A 23,920-nucleotide genomic window follows, 5' to 3' on the forward strand; every position below is an offset into this window, starting at 1 on the left:
GTGCAAAAACAATCTTTTTCAATCCTTGTTGCACTAAAAATATGCTAAAACCTGAATAGACTTTTGTTTTGGGCAATACATTTTTTCAATAAAAAGAATAAAGTTGGCGTAAAACAGAGGTGGGTGAGCTTTTATTATATTTTAAGTTGATTCAGTATTATTTTAAATAAAAAAGCGACTTTCAAAAAAGCCGCTGATTTGTTCATTCTAAATTAGTACCCGATATTGACCAAAAGAAGTGTAATGAGTGCTGGGACAGCCTGAATAAAAATGATTTTACGGTTTGCAGTAAGACCACCATAAATCCCTGCAATGAATATGCAAGCTAAAAAGAAGTTCGCTAATACTGTTGAATAAAGTGGATTTGCAAGAAGTGACCAAAAAAGCCCCGCTGCTAAGAATCCGTTATATAACCCCTGATTTTGTGCCATAACTTTGGTGATTTTGGCTTTTTCTGGTGTATTCCTAAATGCTTTTAAACCATAAGGTTTATCCCACAAAAACATTTCTACAACCAAAATGTAGACATGAAGTAACCCAATAAGCGTAATTAAAATAGTGCTGATCATGGTGATTTATCCTTCTATTTGTTTGAATTAATCTGCCTTAGCGTATAAGACAGATTAATTATGGATTTAAGGTTTTAGCAGGATTTTTCCTTTTCTTGCCATTTGAGTCGCTTTTTGGGCAGCCTGCTGAATGTCCTTGAACTGATAAATGCCATCGGTTGGTAAAATGAGCTGTTTTTGACTTGCTAGCGTGAGTAATTCAATAATCAGCGATTTTTTCTTTTCAGGAGCCATATTCTGGCTAATCACACTTGCCCAGAATCCTTTAACAACGGCTTGTTTAAAAATAAGGTCACCTGAAGAGATTTGCATTGGTTCCCCAGTCATGCTGCCAAAAGAAACCAAAACACCGTTATTGCCTAATAGTGAGAGCAACTCACCGCTCGTACGGCCACCAATTGAGTCTACAGCGGCAAATAAGTCGTTTTCACCTAAAATGTCTTGTACCTGCTTTTTCCAGTCAGGATGATGGGTTGCAATGACATGTTCGATCCCCAGTTCATGGAGTTCACTAATTGCTTCTTCACGACGGACAAGGTTAATGACATGAATACCGCGCGTTTTGGCAATCATTGCAACGGTTTTACCAACGGCACCATTGGCAGTGTTCTGAATCATCCATTGTCCAGATTGGATATTCAAAAATTCCAAAAGCATGAGGGCGCTAATTGGCATACCAATCAATTGTGCTGCTGTTTCATCATTGATGGTGTCTGGCACAGGAACCAGACCTTGTGCAGGTGCAATGAAATATTCAGCCCATGTTTCATGTACCGAAGCAACCGCAACACGTTGTCCGATTTGTACATGCTGGACGTTTTCACCCAAAGCATCAATTATCCCAACGGCTTCACTACCGCCAATTGCAGGTAATTCTGGCTTGTAGCCATATTGACCTCGTACCGTCCAGATATCATGGTTATGCATTGGAGATAGAATCATTTTAATGCGGACTTCACCTGCTTTGGGTTCAGGTTTTGGCATGTCTGCTTGTTCTAGGACATCAACAGGTTCGCCAAATTGGCGGTGGATAATACTCTGCATGGCAATCCTCTTATATAAATATGAAAGCGGTTTAGGCTGAAAGCAATGCTTTTAGTTCAGCGAATTTATCCTGATAAGGCGCACGTAAACGTAGATTGGACTCTCCGTTCTGATTTTGTACGACAACGGCTTTCGCATGGCTAAATCGTCTAAAACCATGAATACCGTGATATGCCCCCATTCCTGAAGCACCAACCCCTCCAAAAGGTAAGTCTTCCACAATGGCATGGGTCATAACGTCATTGATGACCAATGCGCCAGATGTTGTGCGCTGTGCAAAATCATTTTGCTGTGCTGTATCTTGCCCAAAGTAGTATGCAGCAAGCGGGCGAGGATGCGAGTTAATGTAATGAATGGCATCTTCAAGTGTTGCAGTCGTTTTTAAAGGCAGTAGTGGCCCAAAAATTTCCTCTTGCATCACAAGCATATCGTCAGTTGCATTTAAAATGAGTGTAGGCACAATTTTACGTGTTTGTGCATTGGTTGTTGCTTCAGATGAATCGCTTGCAAGAGGGACGATGGTTGCGCCTTTTGCCTGAGCATCTTCGAGTAAACCAATTAAGCGTTGATAATGACGGTCACTTACAATCGCCGTGTAATCAATATTTTCCTGAAAGGTTGGAAAAGTTTGCTTGATAAAATCATGTGCATGTTCAACAAAAGCACTTTGTAGATGTTCTGGTAATAAAACATAGTCTGGGGAAATACAAATTTGCCCTGCATTGAATGTTTTGATGGTAAGTGTACGTTCAACTGCTGTCTGAATATCGGTATCTGCTGTAATGACAACAGGTGATTTGCCCCCAAGTTCCAACGTGACAGGAACTAGATTTTCCGCAGCAGCCCGCATGACATGTTTACCAACCTGTGTACTGCCTGTGAAAATGAGATGATCAAATGGCAATTCACTAAAGGTTGCACCAATACTTGCATCACCCGTTACGACATGAAGTTCATTTTCAGAAAAATATTGTGGGACTAATTGAGCAAGTAAAGCACTGGTACGGGGTGTGAGTTCGGAAGGCTTCAGCATGGCGCGGTTACCCGCAGCAAAAACGCCTGCCAATGGGCTAAAAGCAAGGTTTAATGGAAAATTCCACGGGCTAATAATGCCAACAACGCCCAATGCCTGATATTGAATTTCAGTTTTCATTCCTGCAACAGGTGCAGTTACTGTTTCATTTTGCATCCAGACATTTAGGTTTTCACTTGCCATATCTAACGCTCCCACAGAAGCGAGAATGTCTGAAACTAAACTTTGATAGGGACTACGATGACCAAAATCCTCACGAATGGCATCAATGAGTGCCTGATGATGTGTCAATAGTAGCTGTTTTGCCCGTGCTAAACGATCAATACGTAATTCTAGGCTGGCAGGCCCATCTTGAAGATGTGCCTGTTTCATTGCATTGAGCTTTTCTATTAATTGTTGTTTCATATTGTATATCCTGAATGAGTCCATGATTAGACTTGAAGTTGCTTTAACAACTGTTCTGCCACGGCTTCCGAGCTAGCAGGATTTTGACCTGTTACCAGATGTCCATCGACAACAACAAAAGAATGCCAGTCGGCACCTTTTTCATAGTCCGCACCTTGTGCTTTAAATTCATCTTCAATCAGGAAGGGAACCACATCTGTTAATTGAACGGCTTCTTCTTCACTGTTTGAAAAACCAGTTACTTTTTTATTTTTTACAAAAGACTCACCATTGTCTTTTTTCACGTTTTTGAGTACAGCAGGCGCATGACATACAAAGCCGAGAGGTTTATTGCTACGTGCAAAGGCTTCAATCAGCGCAATTGATTTTGCATCATTGCTTAAATCCCATAATGGGCCATGACCACCAGGGTAAAATACGGTGTCAAAGTCACTAGCATGAATTTGATCCAGTGGCAAAGTATTAGCGAGTTGTTGTTGTGCAGCAAGATCTTTTTCAAAACGACGTGTAGAGTCTGTCTGAAAATCGGGTAAATCGCTTTTAGGGTCAAGAGGCGGTTGACCGCCTTTAGGAGAGGCGAGAACGATTTCTGCCCCTGCATCCTTAAATACATAATAAGGCGAGGTAAATTCTTCTAACCAAAAACCTGTTTTATGACCTGTATTGCCTAATTGGTCGTGTGAGGTAAGTACCATTAATACTTTCATTGTGTATATTCCTATGACGATTGGCAACCACTGAGCATGAACGCTGTTGCATGGTATGCCTGATGTAATGGGGTTTTATCTTTATGTAATTTGCTGAGTAGCGCAGCGCCAAGCCACATTTGATAAATGACTTGTGCGACTGCTGCCGGATTTGTTTGTGTTTGGATGGAATGATCTTCCATTCCCTGATGAATTAAGTCTGTAATGCGCTGGATCAGATTTTTGGTACCTTGATCCATAATCAGTCGCATATCTTCGGAGAGATCCGCAACCTCGGCAGCCAACTTAACGATAAGGCAGCGATCTGCCCAACTTTCCTGTTGTTCTGGATCTTCAATCCATTTTTGAAAATAGCTTAAAATTTTTGCTTTTGCCGTGTCATTGTTTGCCCACAGCAGGTTTAAGCGTTGTTGATAGTCATTAATATAATGTTGTAGCAATTCACAGCCAAAGGCCTCTTTAGACTCAAAATAATGATAAAAAGAACCTTTAGGAATTCCACAATTTTTTAAAATTTCCTGTAGACCAACACCAACAAACCCTTTGTGCAGAACCAGTGTGAAACTAGTATCTAGAATATGCAAACGTTTCGCTTCCGATTTTTTTGCTTGATTTGTAGACATTATGTTACTACCTAAATAAAAATAGACCAGTCGTCTTGTTTTTTAGTATATCTGATTTAAGATGTTTGTAAAGAAGATCAAAGCGTCACTTTTTAGTCATTTGTAAATTTTATCTTTATACCGTTATGTAGGAGTGATTGAGTATGAGTACTGTCACCAATGAGCGTATTGTTTTAGCTTCTCGTCCTTATGGTGCGCCAACGCAAGCGAATTTTCGTTTAGAGCAGCAACAGTTACCCGAAATTCAGAATGGTCAACTGCTTTTGAAAACAGTGTATTTATCATTAGACCCTTATATGCGTGGACGGATGAATGATGGTCCTTCTTATGCTGCGCCTGTTGGTATTGGGGATGTAATGGTGGGTGGAACCATTAGTCAGGTGGTTGAATCTAAAAATCCAAAGTTTCAAGTGGGTGAATGGGTGCTATCTGGCGGTGGCTGGCAGCGTTATAGCATTACTGATGGTGCACAGTGCCAGAGTTTAGGTATGCAACCTGATCATCCATCATGGGCACTTGGGATTTTGGGAATGCCGGGCTTTACCGCATATATGGGATTATTGGATATTGGACAACCCAAAGCAGGTGAAACGCTGGTGGTTGCTGCGGCTACAGGGCCTGTGGGGGCAACGGTTGGACAAATTGCAAAATTAAAAGGCTGTCGTACTGTTGGTATTGCAGGTGGAGAAGACAAATGCCGTTACGCCGTTGAAGTGCTTGGTTTTGACGTGTGTTTAAATCATTACGATGCTGATTTTGCAACACAACTGGCAGATGCGGTTCCGAATGGAATTGATATCTACTTTGAAAATGTAGGCGGAAAAGTATTTGATGCAGTATTACCATTATTAAATACGGCTGCACGTATACCTGTATGTGGTGTTGTGTCTCAATACAATGCAACAAATAAGCAACCGCAAGGGATGGATCGTTTACCCGAATTTATGACGATGCTGATTAAAAAGCGCGTTCGTGTTCAAGGCTTTATTATTTTTGATGATTATGCATCGCATTACCCAACTTTTTATAAAGAAATGTCGGAATGGCTCGCAGCAGGCAAAATTCAATATAAAGAACAAGTTGTAGAAGGTTTGGAAAATACGGTGGATGCCTTTATTGGGTTACTTGAAGGGAAAAACTTCGGAAAACTGGTCATTAAACTTTAAATTTGGGAATATTCGACATGATTGTACTACACCATTTAAACCAATCTCGCTCATTACGTATTTTGTGGTTGCTTGAAGAAATAGGGCAGCCGTATACGTTAAAACCGTATTATCGAGATGCTACAACGAATTTGGCGCCCCCAGAACTCAAAAATATTCACCCATTGGGTAAATCACCTGTCATTGAACTGGATGGGAAAGTAATTGCTGAGTCTGGCGCAATTGTAGAACTCCTTATACAGCGATATGCGCCTCATCTAGCGCCGCAACCCCATGAAGATGCTTATATCGATTATTTACAATGGGTTCATTTTGCAGAAAGCTCGGCGATGGTGCCTTACTTATTAAAGGTTTTTACTGCGATAGAAATGCAAAAGGGAACGATGCTGACCTTTTTAGATCATTATGCACAGGTTGAGTTTGATAAGGTTTTTGGTTACCTAGAGCAGTATTTACAAGGAAAACGCTTTCTTGTGGATAATCGTTTGACAGGTGCAGATTTTATGCTTGGCTTTGTCATTTATGGTTTGGTTTATAAATTAAAAATAGCCGATCAATACCCAAATATTATTCAATATTTACATAATTTAGAAGCATTCCCGAGTTGGCAACGTGCATTAAAAATTGAAAAAGACATGTAATCTAAAGCAAAAATGGAAAGGTTGTTATTTATGACAGCCTTTCCTGATCGTAGTAAATAGCCTAAGTATTTAAATAATTTTGCACAGCGCACAACATCTGGCGCATTGGTCATCAAAGTGAGATCAGTGGAATAGCAAAATGAACACATCGTAAAGTCATCCTGTCCATTTTCAATTAAATATTAGAATGGTTTATCAGATTCTTGTACAATCAAAGCATTATCATTTCAAAAATTTTCTTAGCAGATTTAAATAGCCTAAGTTTTTAAATAGGATTCTCACATGCGCGCTTCAAAAGTTGTCATTAAAACAGAACAAGATATTGAAAAATTGAGAATATCTGGTCGTTTAGCGGCAGAAGTATTAGCAATGATTGGGGAATATGTCAAACCAGGGATTACCACTGGAGAATTGGATCGCATTTGTCATGAATTTATTGTGAATACATTAAAAGTGATTCCAGCCAATATTGGTTATTATGGTTATACAAAATCAACCTGTATTTCTCCAAACGAAGTGATTTGCCACGGAATTCCATCGGACAAAATTATTTTAAAAGAAGGCGATATTATTAATATTGATGTCGCGATTATTAAAGATGGATATTTTGGTGATACGAGCCGAATGTACTATGTCGGTGAGGTGAGTCCTAAAGCTAAAAAACTTGTAGAAACCACGTATGCTGCAATGGTTGCAGGGATTCATGCCGTAAAACCAAATGCAACCTTGGGCGATATTGGTCATGCCATTCAAACAGTTGCCGAAAAAGAAGGTTATAGTATTGTTCGGGAGTACTGCGGACATGGCATTGGGAAGGTCTACCATGAACAACCGAGTGTCGTACATTATGGTACACCTGGTTTAGGCTTAGCCTTGAAAAAGGGGATGGTTTTCACCATTGAACCTATGGTGAATTTAGGAAAACCACACGTAAAAGAACTTGCCGATGGTTGGACAGTTGTCTCTGTTGATGGCTCGTGGTCTGCACAATGGGAACATATGGTTGCAGTGACCGATACTGGATTCGAGCTGTTAACGCCGTGGCCAGAAGGGACAGGAAATTTCCCTGCAATATAATAAATCTCTGGAGAATCATCATGCCGTATAAAATTCAAACTATTCAATTTCAAAGTGAGGGAGAAACTTTAGCGGCAGATTTTTATTCTCCAGAACAAATCACTAAACCACCTGTCATCATTATGGCAAATGGTTTTGCGTGTGAACGCCGTTTTAGTTTGCCAGATGTTGCTGTCGAATTTGTAGCTCAAGGTTTTGCAGTTGTTTTGTTTGATTACCGAGGCTTTGGCGACAGTACAGGCGAGCCAAGAGAGTTGGTGTCTCCTGCGCATCATTTAACCGACTGGCGAAATGTGATTGCTCAAGTTCAGCAATGGCAGAATGTCGATCTAGACCATTTATTTTTATGGGGTGTTTCCTTTAGTGGAGGGCATGTACTTACACTTGCCTCGGAACTTCCTAACATTCGAGCAACTATTGCGCTTGTTCCTCATGTCGATGGGTTAGCAAGCGCTATGCTTTATCCTAAAAAATACTTCTTTTCAGCACTAAAATTAGCATTACAAGATCTACTTTCTATAGCAACGCACAAAGCGCCTGTACGAATTCCAGTTATTGCAAAACAAGGCGTGTCTTGTCTAGCAGGGGAGCAGAGTTATGATGAGTTTATGCAAACCATTCCTGCCGATTCTAAATGGACAGGGCAAGTACCAGCTCGAATTATGCTCGATATTAATCGTTATCGACCAATAACAGTCGTACATAAAATTAAATGCCCTGTACTTATTATTGCTGCGGGAAATGATACGTTAATTCCATTTAAGGCGATTGAAAAGACAGTATCTAAAATTAGTAATATCCAGTTCTTTCATTTTCCTATGACACATTTTGATAGTGTAAATAAACAAGGACCTTTTTTTAAACAGGAAATTGATTTACAGGTTCAGTTCTTGAAGCAGAATTTATAAAAGACTAAATTTGATTTAATAAATACTTGCATGATAATACGATTAAAAAATAGAACCTAGTCAGTAAATTCATGAAAATAAAAATGACATTTATCGCTTAATTAGTGGAAATTTTTATTCATAATCCAGATTAAAATAGGAATAAATTGATGGTGATTTTAATTTTGTATTTTAAAATAGCCTAAGCATAAAAATTTTTAAAACGAATTTCTGAACTCAGGATAAAAAAATATTGGTAGTTTGTTGGTATTTTATTCATAACTCACGTTCCTAAACGATCTAAATTGGAAATAAATGAAAATATCGGCTAGTTTAAAATAAGATTAAAGTGTTGCCATGATTTTAAGATGTGGTTATTTTATATACTTTGTTGAGAGTGGTTAATTTGGATTCAATTATTTTTACTTTTAAAATTTGGGTCATTAGCATCTAAAAGATAGATTTTCTATTTATTTTACAGATACTTGAAATACAAACCTATATGACTGAAAATTTAGAAGACAGAAGACCTGTATTATCGAATAGTCAGTTTAAGGATTCTTGAAAATAAAAAGCCCATGCTTATTGTTGATAAACATAGGCTTAAAGAAGTGTAATTTGAAATTAATTTTTCTTTAAATTTTCAAGAATTAAAAATTCCATTAATGCTTTTTGAGCATGTAAACGGTTTTCAGCTTCATCCCATACCACAGCATTTGGATGTTCTAACATGGTTTCAGAGATTTCTTCACCACGATGTGCAGGTAAGCAGTGCATAAATAAGCAGTCAGGATGAGCTAAACTCATTAATTTTTCATTTACTTGATAATCAGCAAATGCTTTTTCACGAATTTTTTGCTCTTCTTCTTGTCCCATAGATGCCCAAACATCTGTCACAATCAAATCAGCATTTACTGCTGCATCTTCAGCAGAATCAACCAACTCAACACAATGTGCAAATTCAGACAAAAACTCTGGTTTTGGTTCATAGCCTTTTGGAGAAGCGATTTTTAATTTAAATCCCCACATATGTGCAGCTTCAATATATGAATTACACATATTGTTACCATCACCAATCCATGCAACGGTTTTTCCTTCAATGCTTCCGCGGTGTTCTACAAATGTTTGAACATCAGCTAAAAGTTGGCAAGGATGGTGGTCATCGGTTAAGGCATTGATTACAGGAACTTTTGAGTATGATGCAAAGCGCTCAACAATATCGTGACCAAAAGTACGGATCATTACAATATCAAGCATACTTGAAATTACACGTGCAGAATCTTCAATTGGCTCACCACGTCCCAGTTGGGTATCACGAGGAGACAAGAAAATTGCACTACCACCAAATTGGCTCATACCAGCTTCAAATGAAACACGAGTGCGGGTACTCGACTTCTCAAAAATCATCCCTAAGACCTTACCAACGAATGGTTGATAGACTTGGTTTTCGTGTTGAAGATGTTTTAATTCTTGCGCACGGGCAATGACACGATTTAATTCGGCGGTAGAGAGGTCACGTAAAGTCAGAAAATGCCGTAGAGCCATGAGTTACTCCACTATTGTTGCTACATTAAAGATGCAACAATGAGTCGTTTGTTAAAAGAAAAAAGGAATCGGTTAATATACTGATAACCATGTAGAAATGCAAAGAATTATCGATATTGAACTGATTTTAAGAGTAATTTAATACTATATTGAATATAGGATTGAATCTCTTCAAAGTTTTGGGAAAGTGGGACGCCCATTAAAATTTGCCATTCTATATGCCAAAGTATTCCTAAATACATCTGAGATGTATAAATCGGGTTTTCACATACAATAATATTTTTTTGATGTGCACAAATGAGTTTTTGGCTGACAAGCTCCAAAATCTTTTCAGGGCATTCTTTATATAAATATTCTGATAAATCAGGATTATGTTTTACTTGTTCAACAAGAAGTCGAATAAATTTTTGGTTCTCAATTTGACTAATATGTCGGTAAAAGTTCTCGAGTGTTTTAAATAAAAAAGCTTCAAGGTCAAGTTGTTCAAAAGTGCTTTTATCTCGAAATAGTTCCTGAAAAAACATATCTCGTCTATAGTCACAAATGGCTTTAAATAGCCCTTTTTTATTTCCGAAATATTTATAAATAGATGCTTTAGAGCCACCAGCGTGATTGACAACATCATCTAAAGAAACATCGTCATATCCCTTTTCTAAAAAAAGGGTAGTCGCAGACAATACAAACGCAAGACGGCGCTCAAAGCCACGTTTGGTTTGAGGTGGAATGTTGCAATGGCAATGATCCAATTGATCTGCTGACATATTCATAAAAAATTAAAGATTTCTAGTTTAGTATAACAAATCCAGTCATAAAAATAAGGTGTTGTCTGAGATGATTTGGTTATTTGGATAGGAGAGATTTGTTGTCATATTTTGTTATTCTCTCTATAGTTGCTGTATTGTTTAATATTTGTTCTTATTGAGCTTCAGTTCGTGTGAAAAATACATCATATTTTTATAAAATATTTGGTTTTTCGTACAGGAAGAATTCTTAGATTTTTAACATATCTAATTTTATTCTCTTATAAAATAAATGGTCTTTTTTTATGAATTAATAATAATGTGGTCTTTTATTTTAACTTAAAAATTATATTAAAAAGAGTATGGGAATATTTTATAGCGCTAGTCTTTTGTGTATTAATCAAAATTAATATAGTGGATTTTTGAAAGTACATTAAAATTTTTCCTGAAGAGGATTTTTATTATGTGGATATAAATATTTAATCTTTATAAAAACGATTCATTTTCTTGGGCATAATGTTGGGTTACATAATTATTTCTGATCATGAAATATAATTTAGTTTTATGTGATTTTATAAAAAAATCGCACCAAAGTTGATGCGATTTTTGAAGCACGAAACGGATTGAGGCTTACTCTATGGTTGAAACTTCTTCTTCCTCGTCATCTGTTGCATCCATTCCAAGTTCTTTTAGTTTGCGGGTGAGTGTATTTCGCCCCCAACCAAGTAATTCAGCCGCATGGCGCTTACGTCCACGTGTTTGTTGAAGCGCTGCATTGATCAGGGTTTTCTCAAACATTGGCGTTGCAATGTCTAAAATTTTCATTTCGCCATTACGCAGTTTTTGAACAGCCCATTGTCCGAGCAATTCATCCCAATGCTGATTGTTCGCACGCTCTGCGTTGACAGCAGGAGTAGCACTATCGGCTGCTTTATGGATTGGAATTTGTTTCAATTCATTAGGAAGATCTTCGGGATAAACTTCGCGTCCAGTGATCATCACTGTTAACCAGCGACAAGTATTTTCTAACTGGCGGACGTTACCCGGCCACGGAAGTTGCTGCATATAGCTGATGGTTTCTGGACGTAAAATTTTAGGGCTTACGCCTAGTTCTTTACCGGCATCTTCCAGAAAATGTTGTGCTAGCATCGGAATATCTTCACTACGATGAGACAGTTTAGGAATATGAATACGGATTACGTTCAAGCGGTGATATAAGTCTTCACGGAAACGACCTTCATTTACCAGTCTTTCTAAATCCTGATGGGTTGCTGCCACAATACGAACATCTACTTTTACAGGAATATGTCCACCTACGCGATAAAATTCGCCATCGGCTAAAACACGTAACAACCGTGTTTGTGTTTCAAAAGGCATATCGCCAATTTCATCTAAAAATAAAGTACCGCCATTGGCCTGTTCAAAACGACCTTGTCTTTGTGTATTTGCACCTGTAAATGCGCCTTTTTCATGCCCGAAAAGTTCTGTTTCGATCAAATCTTTTGGAATTGCAGCCATATTCAGTGCAATAAAAGGCTTTGCTTTTCGTGGAGAATGGCGATGTAGCGCATGAGCAACAAGTTCTTTACCTGTTCCAGATTCACCATTAATTAATACAGTAATATGTGATTGCGATAAACGACCAATGGCACGGAATACTTCCTGCATAGCAGGGGATTCGCCAATGATTTCTGTAGATTGAATTGGAGAACTGGTTTTTGCAGATTCTTGTTGTTGTAACTTGGTGATATGTAAAATCGCACGATTCACCAAAGCCAAGGCTTCATCAATATCGAATGGTTTTGGTAAATACTCAAACGCACCTGTCTGATAGCTTGAAACAGCAGATTCGAGGTCAGAGTGTGCAGTCATAATAATGACAGGTAAGTCAGGGTAGTTGCTTTTGACTTTGCCTAAAAAAGTCAGCCCATCAATTCCGGGCATACGGATGTCGGTTAAGATAACGTCAGGCGCATCTTCTAATAGCTGATCTAAAGCACTTTGCGCTTCTTCAAAGCTTGTAACATCGAAACCTTCTTCCTTAAAGGTTTTTTCCAATACCCAACGCATGGCGCGATCATCATCAATCACCCAAATTTTATTTCGCGACATGTTGCGACTCCCAAGGTAGATATAAGCTAAATACAGTTTTTCCAGCGACAGAATGACAAACAATCATTCCGTTATGTTGATGCATGATATTTTGCGCAATGCTGAGTCCAAGTCCTGTGCCGTTGGCTCGACCTGTCACCAGTGGATAAAAGACGGATTCTAAAATTTCTTCAGGAATACCAGGCCCATTGTCTTCAATGTCCACTCGAATCGCTGAACGATTCAAAACACCATTGATGGTAACTAAGCGCTGTATTCGAGTACGTAATGTCAGCTCAGGCTTGTGGTCTTTAAAAAAGTCTTTATTTTCAAGCATTGCTTGTACAGCATTGACACTAATATTGAGCATGACTTGAATCAGTTGATCCCGATCTGCTTTTACATCAGGTAATGACAAGTCGTAGTCTCGAATAATGGTAATTTTCTTTTTGGTCTGATTTGCAATCAGTGAGCGAACACGTTCGAGAGGTTCATGTATATTGACATCAATATAGCTTGGAAGTTGTCTTGAACCAAGCATGGTATCTGCAAGGGTGCGTAGCCGATCAACTTCATTAATAATAATGTCGGTAAATTCATTGTATTTCGGATCATTTAAACTTCTGGCAAGAAGTTGTGTTGCACCCCGAATCCCACCAAGTGGATTTTTAATTTCATGCGCAACACCGCGAATCAGTTGACGTGTCACTTGGTGCTGCTGAATTAAGTTTTCTTCTTTTGAAATTTTCAGCATGCGGTCAATTGGGTTTAGTTCAATCAGCAACAAAGGGTGGTACGGTTTTCCAGTGTTGAGTTGGGATACTGAATAGTCAACATGAATATCCCGAAAGTTCACATTAATGGTTGCTTCACGGCGTGTATATGCTTGGCTCGTTTTTAGCGTATTGAGTAAAGCTTCACGTGTATCAAAACTATCATTTGGTGCTTGTAGTAGCTGAGTGACAGGCATACCCGAGGCACGCAACAAGCTAATATCAAAAAGTGCTTCACACGCAGAGTTTAGATAAAAAATATTTAAGTTTTTGTCTACTAGCAAAATAGCAGTTGTTAAGTTATCCACTAAAAGTCGGTAATCAATTGTGGGCTGATCCATTAGTGAAATCTTCCTGATGTAAAATGGCGCAATGGCATCTTTTTTATACCTTTTGCTCCCTGTTATGGAACATTGCATACATTGAATATTCTTAAATTTAAGCAAAATACAAGCCAACTTTTAAAAATGTTTTATTTTTAGGCAAAGAAACTCTAAATAACCTGCTAAATATAAGCATATTTAAAAAATTAGAATTAAAATGTATCAGAAGTACAATGATTTTGCACAGATATGGTGCATGATATTTGAGTAGACAAAACTTAAGCAATATTTTGGTGCGTTGATGATTCTGTGCTTTTTATGCCTATGCTTATGCAAGGAAAAGACATACAATACGCGCATTCTAGTGGAGTAGTTGTTGCATGAAATCCCCCAAAGTCGGTTTTGTATCTTTAGGTTGTCCTAAAGCATTGGTCGATTCTGAGCGTATCTTAACCCAGTTGCGTACTGAAGGTTATCAGGTTGCATCTGATTATGATGGTGCAGATCTAGTTGTTGTCAATACATGTGGTTTTATTGAGTCGGCTGTTCAGGAATCGCTTGATGCGATTGGCGAAGCGATGAGCGAAAATGGACGTGTGATTGTCACTGGCTGTCTAGGCAAGGATGAAGACAAAATCAGACAAATGCACCCAAATGTTTTAAAAGTAACAGGCGCGGCTGCATATCAGGATGTCATGGAAGCTGTACACGAATATGTACCAGCACCACCGAAACACAATCCATTTATTGATTTGGTTCCAGAGCAAGGTATTCGTTTAACACCAAAACACTATGCTTACCTCAAAATCTCTGAGGGCTGTAATCATCGTTGTACGTTCTGTATTATTCCAAGCATGCGTGGTGATTTGGTTTCTCGCCCAGTTGGATCTGTTTTAGAAGAAGCAGCAGCACTTAAACGTGCAGGTGTAAAAGAAGTTCTTGTCATTTCACAAGATACCTCAGCGTATGGTGTCGATACTAAATACAAATTAGACTTCTGGAACGGCCAGCCTGTAAAAACCAAGTTCTATGACATGTGTGAAGCACTTGGTCAGCTTGGAATTTGGGTTCGTCTACATTATGTCTATCCATATCCACATGTTGATGCGGTGATTGACTTGATGGCACAAGGTAAAATCTTACCTTATCTGGATATTCCATTCCAACATGCCAGCCCTCGTATTCTAAAACTGATGAAACGACCAGCGCATAGTGAAAATACACTAGAGCGTTTAAAAGTCTGGCGTGAAAAATGCCCTGAACTTGTGATTCGTTCAACATTCGTTGTTGGCTTCCCAGGTGAAACAGAAGAAGACTTCCAACTGTTACTGGACTGGTTAAAAGAAGCTAAACTTGACCGTGTAGGATGTTTTACCTATTCACCAGTTGAAGGCGCTACAGCAAACGATTTACCTGATCATGTACCTGAAGATATCAAACAAGCGAGATATGAGCGTTTTATGCAGGTTCAACAAGAAATTTCTGCTGAAAAACTAAAACAACGTATTGGTCAAACCATGACAGTTTTGGTTGATGGTCTGGAAGATGACTATCCAGTTGCTGTTGCACGTTCATATGCAGATGCACCTGAGATTGATGGAAATGTCTTTGTAGAAGATATTGATAAATCACAGATACAACCTGGTGCGTTGCTAGAGGTAGAAATTACCGATGCAGACGAATATGATTTATTTGCTAAATTGATTAAAATTAAAGCAAATTAATTCACTCACCCCAAATTAGCATTCATTCAAATACTCGCTTTCGGAGCAAAAAGTCATGGCGGATAAAAACAGCCCTCATTACTCACGTATCTTACTCAAATTATCAGGAGAGGCACTTTCTGGTAATAAAGAAATGGGTATTGATGCACAAGTGCTTGATCAAATGTCATTATCAATTGCACATTTGGTTGGTTTGGGTGTACAGGTTGGTATTGTTGTTGGGGGCGGAAACTTATACCGCGGAAGCCAACTTCAAAAAGATGGTTTGGTTGGACGTGTCACTGGCGACCAAATGGGAATGCTTGCAACTGTGATGAATGGTTTGGCAATGCGTGATGCGCTTGTACGTCGCAACATCAAAACGCGTTTAATGTCAGCACTTTCAATTGGAACAGTGGTAGAGCCATATTCTAGCCGTGATGCAATTCGTCATTTAAGCAATGGCGAAGTATGTGTGTTTGTTGCAGGAACAGGAAACCCGTTCTTTACAACAGATACCGCAGCGTGTTTACGTGGTATTGAAATCGAAGCCAAACTTATTCTAAAAGCAACGAAAGTAGACGGTGTTTATAACAAAGACCCAAGTAAATATGACGATGCTGTTAAATATGATCACTTAACCTTCGATCGAATTTTGGATGAAAAGTTAGGTGTAATGGATTTAACAGCAATTTGCTTGTGCCGTGATCATAACGTTCCATTGCAAGTTTTTGATATGAACAAAGCTGGTGCACTATTATCTGTGATTATGGGTGAAAAAGAGGGAACTCACGTAACGAATTGATGTACGTGAGAGATAAAGCTCTTTATACTAACGCTAATTTTTATTTAGAAGTTTTGAGAAAGTAAGGTAAATCAGATGATTAACGATCTTAAAAAAGACAGCGAACAGCGCATGCAAAAGTCAATCGAGTCTTTAGAACAAGGTTTTGCTAAAGTTCGTACTGGCCGTGCACACCCATCTATTTTAAATGGTGTTATGGTTCCTTACTATGGCTCAGATGTTCCATTGAATCAGGTTGCAAACGTCGGCATTGAAGATTCACGTACGCTTATCGTTCAACCATTTGAACGTCAAATGGTATCAACAATTGATAAAGCAATCCGTGAAAGTGATTTAGGTTTAAACCCAATTACTGCTGACTCAATTCGTGTTCCTTTACCAGCATTAACAGAAGAAACACGTCGTGACATGCAGAAAGTTGCACGAAGCGAAGCTGAAAATGCAAAAGTTGCCATTCGTAATATCCGTCGTGATGTTTTGGGTGACATTAAGGCATTGTTGAAAGAAAAAGAGATTTCTGAAGATGATGAACGTCGTGCAAGCGATGATATTCAGAAAATTACCGATAAATATGTAGCAGAGGTTGATAAACGTCTTGCTGCAAAAGAAGAAGAGCTAATGAAGGTTTAATGAATGACGACTTTAGACGACATTCATCTTCCTCAACATGTTGCCATCATCATGGATGGCAACAATCGGTTTGCTAAAAAAAAGCATCTTGAAAAAGGGGATGGTCACAAGGAAGGGAAGAATACTCTTGATCCTATTGTTGAGCATTGTCGTGAATTAGGTGTCAAAGCACTGACTGTTTTTGCTTTTTCAAGTGAAAACTGGAACCGACCGCAACCTGAAGTGGATTTACTCATGCAATTGTTAGAACAAACAATTTATGAGCAAATACCACGGATGATTCGGTTTGAGATTGCTTTACGTTTTATTGGAGATCGCTCTCGTCTTTCTGCCGATTTACAGCAACTTCTACTTTCAGCAGAAGCAAAAACTGCTCATTTTAATAAAATGACGCTTACTATTGCGATTAGCTATGGTGGAATGTGGGATATTGCGAATGCTGCAAAGCAAATCGCAGAAAAAGTTGCACGTCAGGAAATTCGGACAGAAGAGATTGACACCACGCTATTTGGTCAATATGTTCAATTAGGTGATCTACCTGCTGTAGATTTACTCATTCGAACGGGTGGCGATTATCGGATTTCAAATTTCTTGCTTTGGCAAGCTGCTTATGCAGAGCTCTATTTTACAAATACTTTGTGGCCAGAATTTACAACGCAAGAGTTGGATCAAGCCTTCAAAATTTTTACAAAAAGAGAGCGACGTTTTGGAAAAACTTCCGAACAAATCTTACAAGAGAAAATTGAGAAATAATTCATGTTTGAGCGGATAAAAACCGCACTCGTGTTAGTGGCAATTGTTTTAAGTTGCATGTTTGCCACACCATCTCATTATCCTATGCTTATTTTAATGGTTGTCGCGGCAACTTTGGCAGGGTATGAGTGGTATAAATTAATGCCAGTGCATAACCCATCAACACGTCCCGTATTTGCTTGGGCATATGCTTTTCTAGCGTTTATTATTACAGTTATTGCACTTTACTATCACGATATTACATTATTGTTTTGGTCAGCATCGATTCTTGTCTGGATGCTGAGTGTTTATTGGGTAAAAAACTTTCCAGATTACGATGGTTGGTATAATAAAAGCCTAAATATTATTGGATTAATCCTGATCTCATCTGCTGTAACGGCAATCTTTTCTGTATGGGAAAATTCGCCTTGGTGGCTCATGTACTTATTTTCACTGGTATGGGGTGCAGACAGTGGCGCATACTTTGTAGGTCGCAAATTAGGTCATCGTAAAATGGCACCTAACGTGAGCCCGAATAAGTCTGTAGAAGGATTGGTTGGTGGGATAGTTACAACACTGGTTATCACATTATTTGTGCAAAGTTACTATCTGCATCTAACTTTAATTCAACATATTTTATTTTTAATATTGTCTATGATTACAGTGTTTGCTTCAGTACAGGGTGATTTGTTTGAATCGATGATCAAACGTCGTGCTGGTGTGAAAGATTCTGGACAAATTTTACCAGGGCATGGCGGAATTCTAGATCGCATTGACTCATTGTTGGCTGCAGCACCTATTTTTGCTACAGGTCTTTATCTTTTAAAACTTATTGGTGTAGATTTATAAATGTTACAAACTGTTTGTATATTGGGCGCTACAGGTTCGATTGGTGAAAGTACACTAAAAGTATTGGCAGAACATCCAGACCAATATTCTGTATTTGCTGTCACGGCAAATAGTCGAATCGAAAAGTTAATCGAAATATGTAAACAGTTTAATCCAAAAATAGCAGTAGTTCCGTCTGTTCATGTTGATCGATTTGCGCAGTTATTAAAGCAGCATCAACTTCAGCATATTGAAATTCTGGCAGACGAAGCTGGGTTGCTTGCTGTTGCGGCTCATCCCGATGTAGATATCGTTATGGCAGCCATTGTCGGGGCGGCAGGTTTGTTACCAACTTTAGCAGCGGTCAAGGCAGGCAAACGTATTTTACTTGCCAATAAAGAAGCCTTGGTGATGTCTGGTGAAATTATGTTGCAAGCTGCCAAGCAACATAATGCGCTCTTACTTCCTGTAGATTCGGAGCATAATGCGATTTTCCAATGCTTACCACAAAATTACTTACAACTAGAAACAAATAATCAGCCTCAGCTTGGGGTGTCAAAAATTTTATTAACTGCTTCAGGTGGGCCATTTTTAAATTTCTCTTTGGATCAACTTCAAACAGTAACACCTGCTCAGGCATGTAAGCATCCAAACTGGTCTATGGGGCGAAAAATATCAGTTGATTCTGCAACTTTAATGAATAAAGGTTTAGAATTAATCGAAGCATGTCATTTGTTTTCAATTTCTGAACATTTTGTTACAGTTGTTGTGCATCCACAGAGTATCATTCATTCTATGGTTCAATATGTGGATGGTTCAACGTTGGCTCAAATGGGTAACCCAGATATGTGTACGCCAATTGCACATGCATTGGCTTGGCCGAAGCGTATCTCTACATCTGTTCCTGCACTAGATTTATTTTTAAATCAACAGCTCAATTTCCAAGAGCCTGATATCCAGCGTTTTCCAGCTTTAGCATTGGCGAGACAGGCAATGCGTATAGGTGGGACATCGCCTGCGATCTTAAACGCTGCAAATGAAATTGCAGTAGCCGCTTTTCTCGAAGAAAAAATTTCATTTACCGCAATACCTGAAGTTGTTGAATTTACAATAAATAAGATCACTCCAAATAACGCAGAGTCTCTAGATGTTATTCTCCATGCAGATCATTTGGCGCGAGATGTCGCACGGCAGCGTGTAGAACAGTTGATTGGAGGTCAATGATGAATATTTTATTTATGATATGTGCCGCCATATTATTACTTGGACCACTTATCGCAATTCATGAGTTTGGGCATTATTGGGTTGCACGTCGTTTGGGGGTTAAGGTTCTTGTTTATTCTATTGGTTTTGGCCCGACAATTTTAAACTGGACATCTAAAAAAACAGGTATTCAGTATCGGCTTTCGGCATTACCTTTAGGTGGTTATGTAAAAATGCTGGACGAGCGTGAGGGTAATGTAAGTCAAGATGAATTACCTTATGCCTTTAATAAACAACCTGCATGGAAACGTATTGCGATTGTTGCAGCGGGACCATTAATTAATCTGCTTTTTGCTGTCTTATTATTCTGGGTTTTATTTCTACCGAAACAAGAACAATTAAACACCCGTATTGGTAAAGTTTTGCCCGAAACATCTGCTGCAATTTCAGGATTGCAGGCTGGAGATAAAGTGGTTGCTGTAGATGGCAAATCTACACCGACTTGGGAAGCACTGAATTTTGCTTTGGTTGATCGTGCTGGTGAAACTGGACAAATTCAGGTACAGGCTGAACATCAAGGGCAGCTAAAAAACTTTAGTCTACCTATTCAGCATTTTTTACAAGATCAAGGTACATCTGCTGTAGAAAGTTTAGGTTTCTTACCTTATAGACCTCACATTCCACCTGTTATTTCACAGCTTAGTGAAGATGGTGCGGCAATTCGTCAAGGGATGAAAGCTGGTGATACGATTGTTTCGATTAATCAGGTTAAAACACCAGATTGGTTTGATGTGGTTGATATTATTCAAAAATCTCCAGAAAAATTATTGAATATTCAGGTTGAAAGAAATGGAAAACCTGTAAATTTAGCGGTAATGCCTCAGGGTAAGCGGGATCAGATGGGTAATGTAACGGGTATGCTGGGTGTTCAGGCACGTACAGAAAAAATTATTATTCCCGATGTATACAAGCAAACGATTCAATATTCACCTGTACAGGCGTTTGAAAAAGCGCTACAAAAAACTGGTGAAATTTCGAGTATGATTTTAAACTCTATGGTTAAAATGGTGCGCGGATTAATCGGTTTAGAAAATTTATCGGGACCTATTACGATAGCAAAGGTAGCAGGCCAAAGTGCAGAGATGGGATGGCAAACATTCATTTCATTTATGGCATTAATGAGTGTTAGTTTAGGTATTTTGAATCTTTTACCTATTCCAATGCTTGATGGTGGTCATTTAGTTTATTATTTTATCGAAGCAATTAGAGGGAAACCTGTTTCGGAACAAATACAACTTATTGGGTTTAAAATCGGTATGGTATTGTTGGGAAGTATGATGATTCTCGCTTTATTTAATGATTTTATGCGGTTATAACAGGTTTCACACAATATTCAACTTAGTGGAAAAAATAGGCATGCGTCACACACATATTTTTATGCCTTTGGCACTGATTAGTGCAATGGCTGCTGTACAACAAGTCTATGCGGCAGACGAATTTGTTGCTCAAGACATTAAATTTGAGGGATTGGTTCGTCTTACACCTGCCAATTTATATAGCATGTTGCCCATCAAAAGTGGTGATCGTGTCAATGATGCAGTTTTAAATAATGCGATACATTCCCTATATAATTCAGGGTTGTTTGATGATATTAAAGCATCACAACAAGGCAATACATTGGTTTTCAATGTCGTTGAGCGCCCAGTTATTTCCAAAGTTGAGTTTAAAGGGAACAAGCTGATTCCAAAAGAAGCTTTGCAAGACGGTCTGAAAAAGATGGGAATTGCAGAAGGTGAAGTACTTAAAAAATCAACATTACAAAATATTGAAACCGAGCTTGAGCAACAATATGTTCAACAAGGGCGATACGATGCAAATGTTTCTGTAGTTACAACGCCACGTCCGAATAACCGCGTTGACCTTACTATTAATTTTAAAGAAGGTAAGCCTGCAAAAGTTGTAGAAATTAACATTATTGGTAATACCGTCTTTAGTGATGACGAAATTAAACAAGCCTTTGCTTTAAAAGAAAGCAGCTGGTCGTCAATTGTGACACGTAATGACCGTTATGCGAAAGAACGTATGGCGTCGAGCCTAGAAGCATTACGCGCACTTTACTTAAATGATGGTTATGTGAATTTTGCAGTTAACTCATCAAACCTTAATATTAGTGAAGATAAGAAAAAAATCTTTGTAGAAGTTTCTATTGATGAAGGTCAGCAATTTAAAGTTGGTAAAACCAAGTTTTTAGGGGATACCTTATTTAAACCTGAAGAACTTCAAACATTGCAAGTTTATAAAGACGGCGATACTTATTCTCAAGCAAAAATTGATTCTGTAAAAAATTTACTGTTACGTAAATATGGAAATGCAGGTTATTACTTTGCCGAAGTCAATGTTGTTCCTCAAATTGATAATGACAACAAAGTGGTTGATGTGAACTATTACATTAATCCGGGTCAGCAAGTGACAATCCGTCGTATCAATTTTACAGGTAATACAAAAACACAGGATGAAGTATTACGTCGTGAAATGCGTCAGATGGAAGGTGCATTGGCAAGTAATGAAAAAATTGATTTGTCAAAAGTTCGTTTAGAGCGTACGGGCTTCTTTAAAACAGTTGACATTAAACCTGTACGTATTCCCAATGTCCCTGACCAAGTTGACTTGGATGTGAATGTTGAAGAACAGCACTCTGGTACAAGTACGCTTGCAGTTGGTTACTCACAAAGTGGTGGTATTACCTATCAGGCAGGGATTAGTCAGTCTAACTTCTTGGGAACAGGGAATAGCGTAGGATTTGACTTTACCAAATCTTCATATTCAACAAACTATAATTTATCGGTTACAGATCCATACTTCACCATTGATGGTGTAAGTGCGGGTTATAACGTCTATTATAAAAAGACAAAACCGTATGATAATTACCATGTCAGTGATTACTACTCTGAAAGCTATGGTGCGAATGCAAGCTTGTCATACCCAATTGATGAGAACCAAAGTTTAAGTGGGTCTTTAGGTATTGAGAAAACCAAGATCTCGACAGATGAGTATGGTTCGACAGCATTTAGAGATTATTTGCTTAGCCATGGCGGTAGTGTTAAAGCAACAGCAACAAATAATGGTACAACTTACGATAGTGAGTTCCAGGGGGATTATCTAAATTACCTTGTAAACTTAGGATGGTCTTTTAATACATTAAACCGCCCAATGCTGCCAACCTCTGGTCAGCTACATAATGTGAACTTGGAAATTGCTTTACCGGGTAGTGATGCTGATTACCAAAAAATCACTTATAGTGGTCAGGTGTTCTTCCCAATCGGTAAAGGCTTTGGTTTACATGGTTATGGAAAACTTGGCTACGGACATGACTTGCCATTCTGGAAAAACTTCTATGCAGGTGGCTGGGGTTCAGTCCGTGGTTATGAAGATAATACTCTAGGGCCACGTTATCCGGGTGTTTACTACAGCGGTACAAATACAACTGATCCAAGTAAAAATTCAACAGGTGGTAATGCACTTGTTCAGTTTGGTGCAGAAGTCATTTTACCTGTTCCAGCTAAAGGTGATTGGGCGCGTCAAGTTCGACCAACATTATTTGTCGAAGGTGGTCAAACATTTGATACTGAGTGTAAAAACGTAGGTGACTTTAACGATCCATCGATTAGTTCGACAACAATTAATGGTAAACAATACTGTAAAGACAACTTTGGATTTGATGCTGGAAATTTACGTTATAGCGCAGGTGTCGGTTTAACTTGGATTACAATGATTGGTCCATTATCGATCAGCTATGCATTCCCATTGAATAAAAAAGATGGTGATAACACCCAAGCGGTTCAGTTCCAGATTGGTCGTACTTTCTAAGTACGATCTTTAAAAAATGAATGATTAAAGGAATTTAAAATGAAAAAATTATCAACATTATTACTTGTTGCTGGCTTTAGTGTAGCAGGTTTAACACACGCTGCTGGTTATGGCGTTGTTGATATGCAGCGTGTTGTTGAAAGCAGTACATACTTAAAACAACAAAACACTAGCTTACAATCAGCAGTAAAACCATCGGCTGATCGCGTTGAACAATTGAATAAAGATATTCAAGCGTTACAAGCAAAAGCTGGTTCTGCAAAACCTGCTGAAGTTGCTCAGTTAAAAACACAATACGATACAAAAGTACGTGAAATTAACTCTCTTGAACAAAATATTCAGCAACGTGTTCAGACAACGAGCCAAACAACAAGTCAAACTTTTACAGCTCGAGTGCAGCAAGCAGCCGAACAATTACGTAAAGAAGGCAATTTAGATTTTGTTTTGAATAAAAACTCAGCACTTGCCTATGACGCTAAGAACGATTTAACTGATAAAATGATTCAAAAGGTTAATACGATGAAGTAA

General features: G+C 38.4%; 22 protein-coding genes. 13 read left to right on the top strand and 9 right to left on the bottom strand.

The annotated features are described in order from the left end of the window. Positions 1-212 precede the first annotated feature (212 nt). The 5 genes from ABDV70_RS01150 to ABDV70_RS01170 all read right to left on the bottom strand — a co-directional run bounded on the left by ABDV70_RS01150 (position 213) and on the right by ABDV70_RS01170 (position 4,381). Positions 213-569 (bottom strand): DUF1304 domain-containing protein, encoded by a 357-nt coding sequence (locus ABDV70_RS01150; RefSeq protein ID WP_343594742.1) that lies wholly within the window; start codon positions 567-569, stop codon positions 213-215. Positions 570-635: 66 nt separating this feature from the next. Next, entirely contained in the window at positions 636-1,613 is a 978-nt protein-coding gene (locus tag ABDV70_RS01155) for a zinc-binding dehydrogenase (protein WP_343594743.1), read from the bottom strand. Between the two features lie 31 nt (positions 1,614-1,644). Continuing rightward, positions 1,645-3,051, bottom strand: a complete 1,407-nt coding sequence (locus ABDV70_RS01160) for a coniferyl aldehyde dehydrogenase (protein WP_343594744.1) — start codon at positions 3,049-3,051, stop codon at positions 1,645-1,647. 26 nt (positions 3,052-3,077) lie between these two features. Next, on the bottom strand, positions 3,078-3,758 hold the full coding sequence (locus tag ABDV70_RS01165; RefSeq protein WP_343594745.1) for a type 1 glutamine amidotransferase domain-containing protein: 681 nt from the start codon (positions 3,756-3,758) through the stop codon (positions 3,078-3,080). Positions 3,759-3,769: 11 nt separating this feature from the next. Beyond that, entirely contained in the window at positions 3,770-4,381 is a 612-nt protein-coding gene (locus ABDV70_RS01170; RefSeq protein WP_343594747.1) for a TetR/AcrR family transcriptional regulator, read from the bottom strand. A 143-nt stretch (positions 4,382-4,524) separates the two neighbouring features. Between ABDV70_RS01170 and ABDV70_RS01175 the strand changes: the two genes are divergently transcribed. The 4 genes from ABDV70_RS01175 (at position 4,525) to ABDV70_RS01190 (ending at position 8,173) form a co-directional block, all read left to right on the top strand. After that, the gene (locus tag ABDV70_RS01175; RefSeq protein WP_343594748.1) at positions 4,525-5,547 is read left to right on the top strand and encodes an NADP-dependent oxidoreductase; all 1,023 of its coding nucleotides are present in this window, start codon (positions 4,525-4,527) and stop codon (positions 5,545-5,547) included. A gap of 17 nt (positions 5,548-5,564) precedes the next feature. Continuing rightward, positions 5,565-6,188, top strand: a complete 624-nt coding sequence (locus tag ABDV70_RS01180; protein ID WP_343594750.1) for a glutathione S-transferase family protein — start codon at positions 5,565-5,567, stop codon at positions 6,186-6,188. Between the two features lie 282 nt (positions 6,189-6,470). Next, on the top strand, positions 6,471-7,265 hold the full coding sequence (gene map, locus ABDV70_RS01185; RefSeq protein WP_343594752.1) for a type I methionyl aminopeptidase: 795 nt from the start codon (positions 6,471-6,473) through the stop codon (positions 7,263-7,265). A 20-nt stretch (positions 7,266-7,285) separates the two neighbouring features. Then, positions 7,286-8,173, top strand: a complete 888-nt coding sequence (locus tag ABDV70_RS01190) for an alpha/beta fold hydrolase (RefSeq protein WP_343594754.1) — start codon at positions 7,286-7,288, stop codon at positions 8,171-8,173. A 603-nt stretch (positions 8,174-8,776) separates the two neighbouring features. Here ABDV70_RS01190 and argF read toward each other — a convergent pair. The 4 genes from argF to glnL form a co-directional block, all read right to left on the bottom strand. Next, positions 8,777-9,697, bottom strand: coding sequence for an ornithine carbamoyltransferase (argF, locus tag ABDV70_RS01195; RefSeq protein ID WP_343594755.1), 921 nt, complete (start codon positions 9,695-9,697; stop codon positions 8,777-8,779). Between the two features lie 107 nt (positions 9,698-9,804). Then, positions 9,805-10,458, bottom strand: a complete 654-nt coding sequence (locus ABDV70_RS01200) for a TetR/AcrR family transcriptional regulator (protein ID WP_343594756.1) — start codon at positions 10,456-10,458, stop codon at positions 9,805-9,807. A gap of 609 nt (positions 10,459-11,067) precedes the next feature. Further along, positions 11,068-12,549, bottom strand: coding sequence for a nitrogen regulation protein NR(I) (gene glnG, locus ABDV70_RS01205; RefSeq protein WP_343594758.1), 1,482 nt, complete (start codon positions 12,547-12,549; stop codon positions 11,068-11,070). Further along, on the bottom strand, positions 12,536-13,642 hold the full coding sequence (gene glnL, locus ABDV70_RS01210) for a nitrogen regulation protein NR(II) (RefSeq protein WP_343594759.1): 1,107 nt from the start codon (positions 13,640-13,642) through the stop codon (positions 12,536-12,538). Before glnL ends, glnG begins: the two co-directional genes overlap by 14 nt. Before the next feature lie 362 nt (positions 13,643-14,004). On the opposite strand from glnL, the gene rimO reads away from it, so the two are divergent. The 9 genes from rimO to ABDV70_RS01255 all read left to right on the top strand — a co-directional run bounded on the left by rimO (position 14,005) and on the right by ABDV70_RS01255 (position 23,920). Then, entirely contained in the window at positions 14,005-15,348 is a 1,344-nt protein-coding gene (gene rimO / locus ABDV70_RS01215; RefSeq protein ID WP_343594760.1) for a 30S ribosomal protein S12 methylthiotransferase RimO, read from the top strand. A gap of 55 nt (positions 15,349-15,403) precedes the next feature. Continuing rightward, a complete protein-coding gene (gene pyrH / locus ABDV70_RS01220) occupies positions 15,404-16,132 on the top strand; it encodes a UMP kinase (RefSeq protein WP_343594761.1) in 729 nt (242 codons plus the stop codon). Positions 16,133-16,207: 75 nt separating this feature from the next. Further along, positions 16,208-16,762: a ribosome recycling factor gene (gene frr / locus ABDV70_RS01225; protein ID WP_343594762.1), complete on the top strand. Its 555-nt coding sequence runs from the start codon at positions 16,208-16,210 to the stop codon at positions 16,760-16,762. Between the two features lie 3 nt (positions 16,763-16,765). Continuing rightward, positions 16,766-17,515: a polyprenyl diphosphate synthase gene (uppS, locus tag ABDV70_RS01230; RefSeq protein WP_343594764.1), complete on the top strand. Its 750-nt coding sequence runs from the start codon at positions 16,766-16,768 to the stop codon at positions 17,513-17,515. Between the two features lie 3 nt (positions 17,516-17,518). Next, entirely contained in the window at positions 17,519-18,343 is an 825-nt protein-coding gene (locus ABDV70_RS01235; RefSeq protein ID WP_343594766.1) for a CDP-archaeol synthase, read from the top strand. After that, positions 18,344-19,546, top strand: coding sequence for a 1-deoxy-D-xylulose-5-phosphate reductoisomerase (ispC, locus tag ABDV70_RS01240; RefSeq protein ID WP_343594767.1), 1,203 nt, complete (start codon positions 18,344-18,346; stop codon positions 19,544-19,546). After that, positions 19,546-20,901, top strand: coding sequence for an RIP metalloprotease RseP (gene rseP, locus ABDV70_RS01245; protein ID WP_343594910.1), 1,356 nt, complete (start codon positions 19,546-19,548; stop codon positions 20,899-20,901). The genes ispC and rseP overlap by 1 nt, the downstream gene beginning before the upstream one ends. Positions 20,902-20,941: 40 nt before the next feature. Beyond that, entirely contained in the window at positions 20,942-23,392 is a 2,451-nt protein-coding gene (gene bamA, locus ABDV70_RS01250) for an outer membrane protein assembly factor BamA (protein ID WP_343594769.1), read from the top strand. Between the two features lie 39 nt (positions 23,393-23,431). Further along, positions 23,432-23,920, top strand: a complete 489-nt coding sequence (locus ABDV70_RS01255) for an OmpH family outer membrane protein (RefSeq protein ID WP_343594771.1) — start codon at positions 23,432-23,434, stop codon at positions 23,918-23,920.

The organism is Acinetobacter sp. (assembly GCF_039596015.1).
Classification (GTDB): Bacteria; Pseudomonadota; Gammaproteobacteria; order Pseudomonadales; family Moraxellaceae; genus Acinetobacter.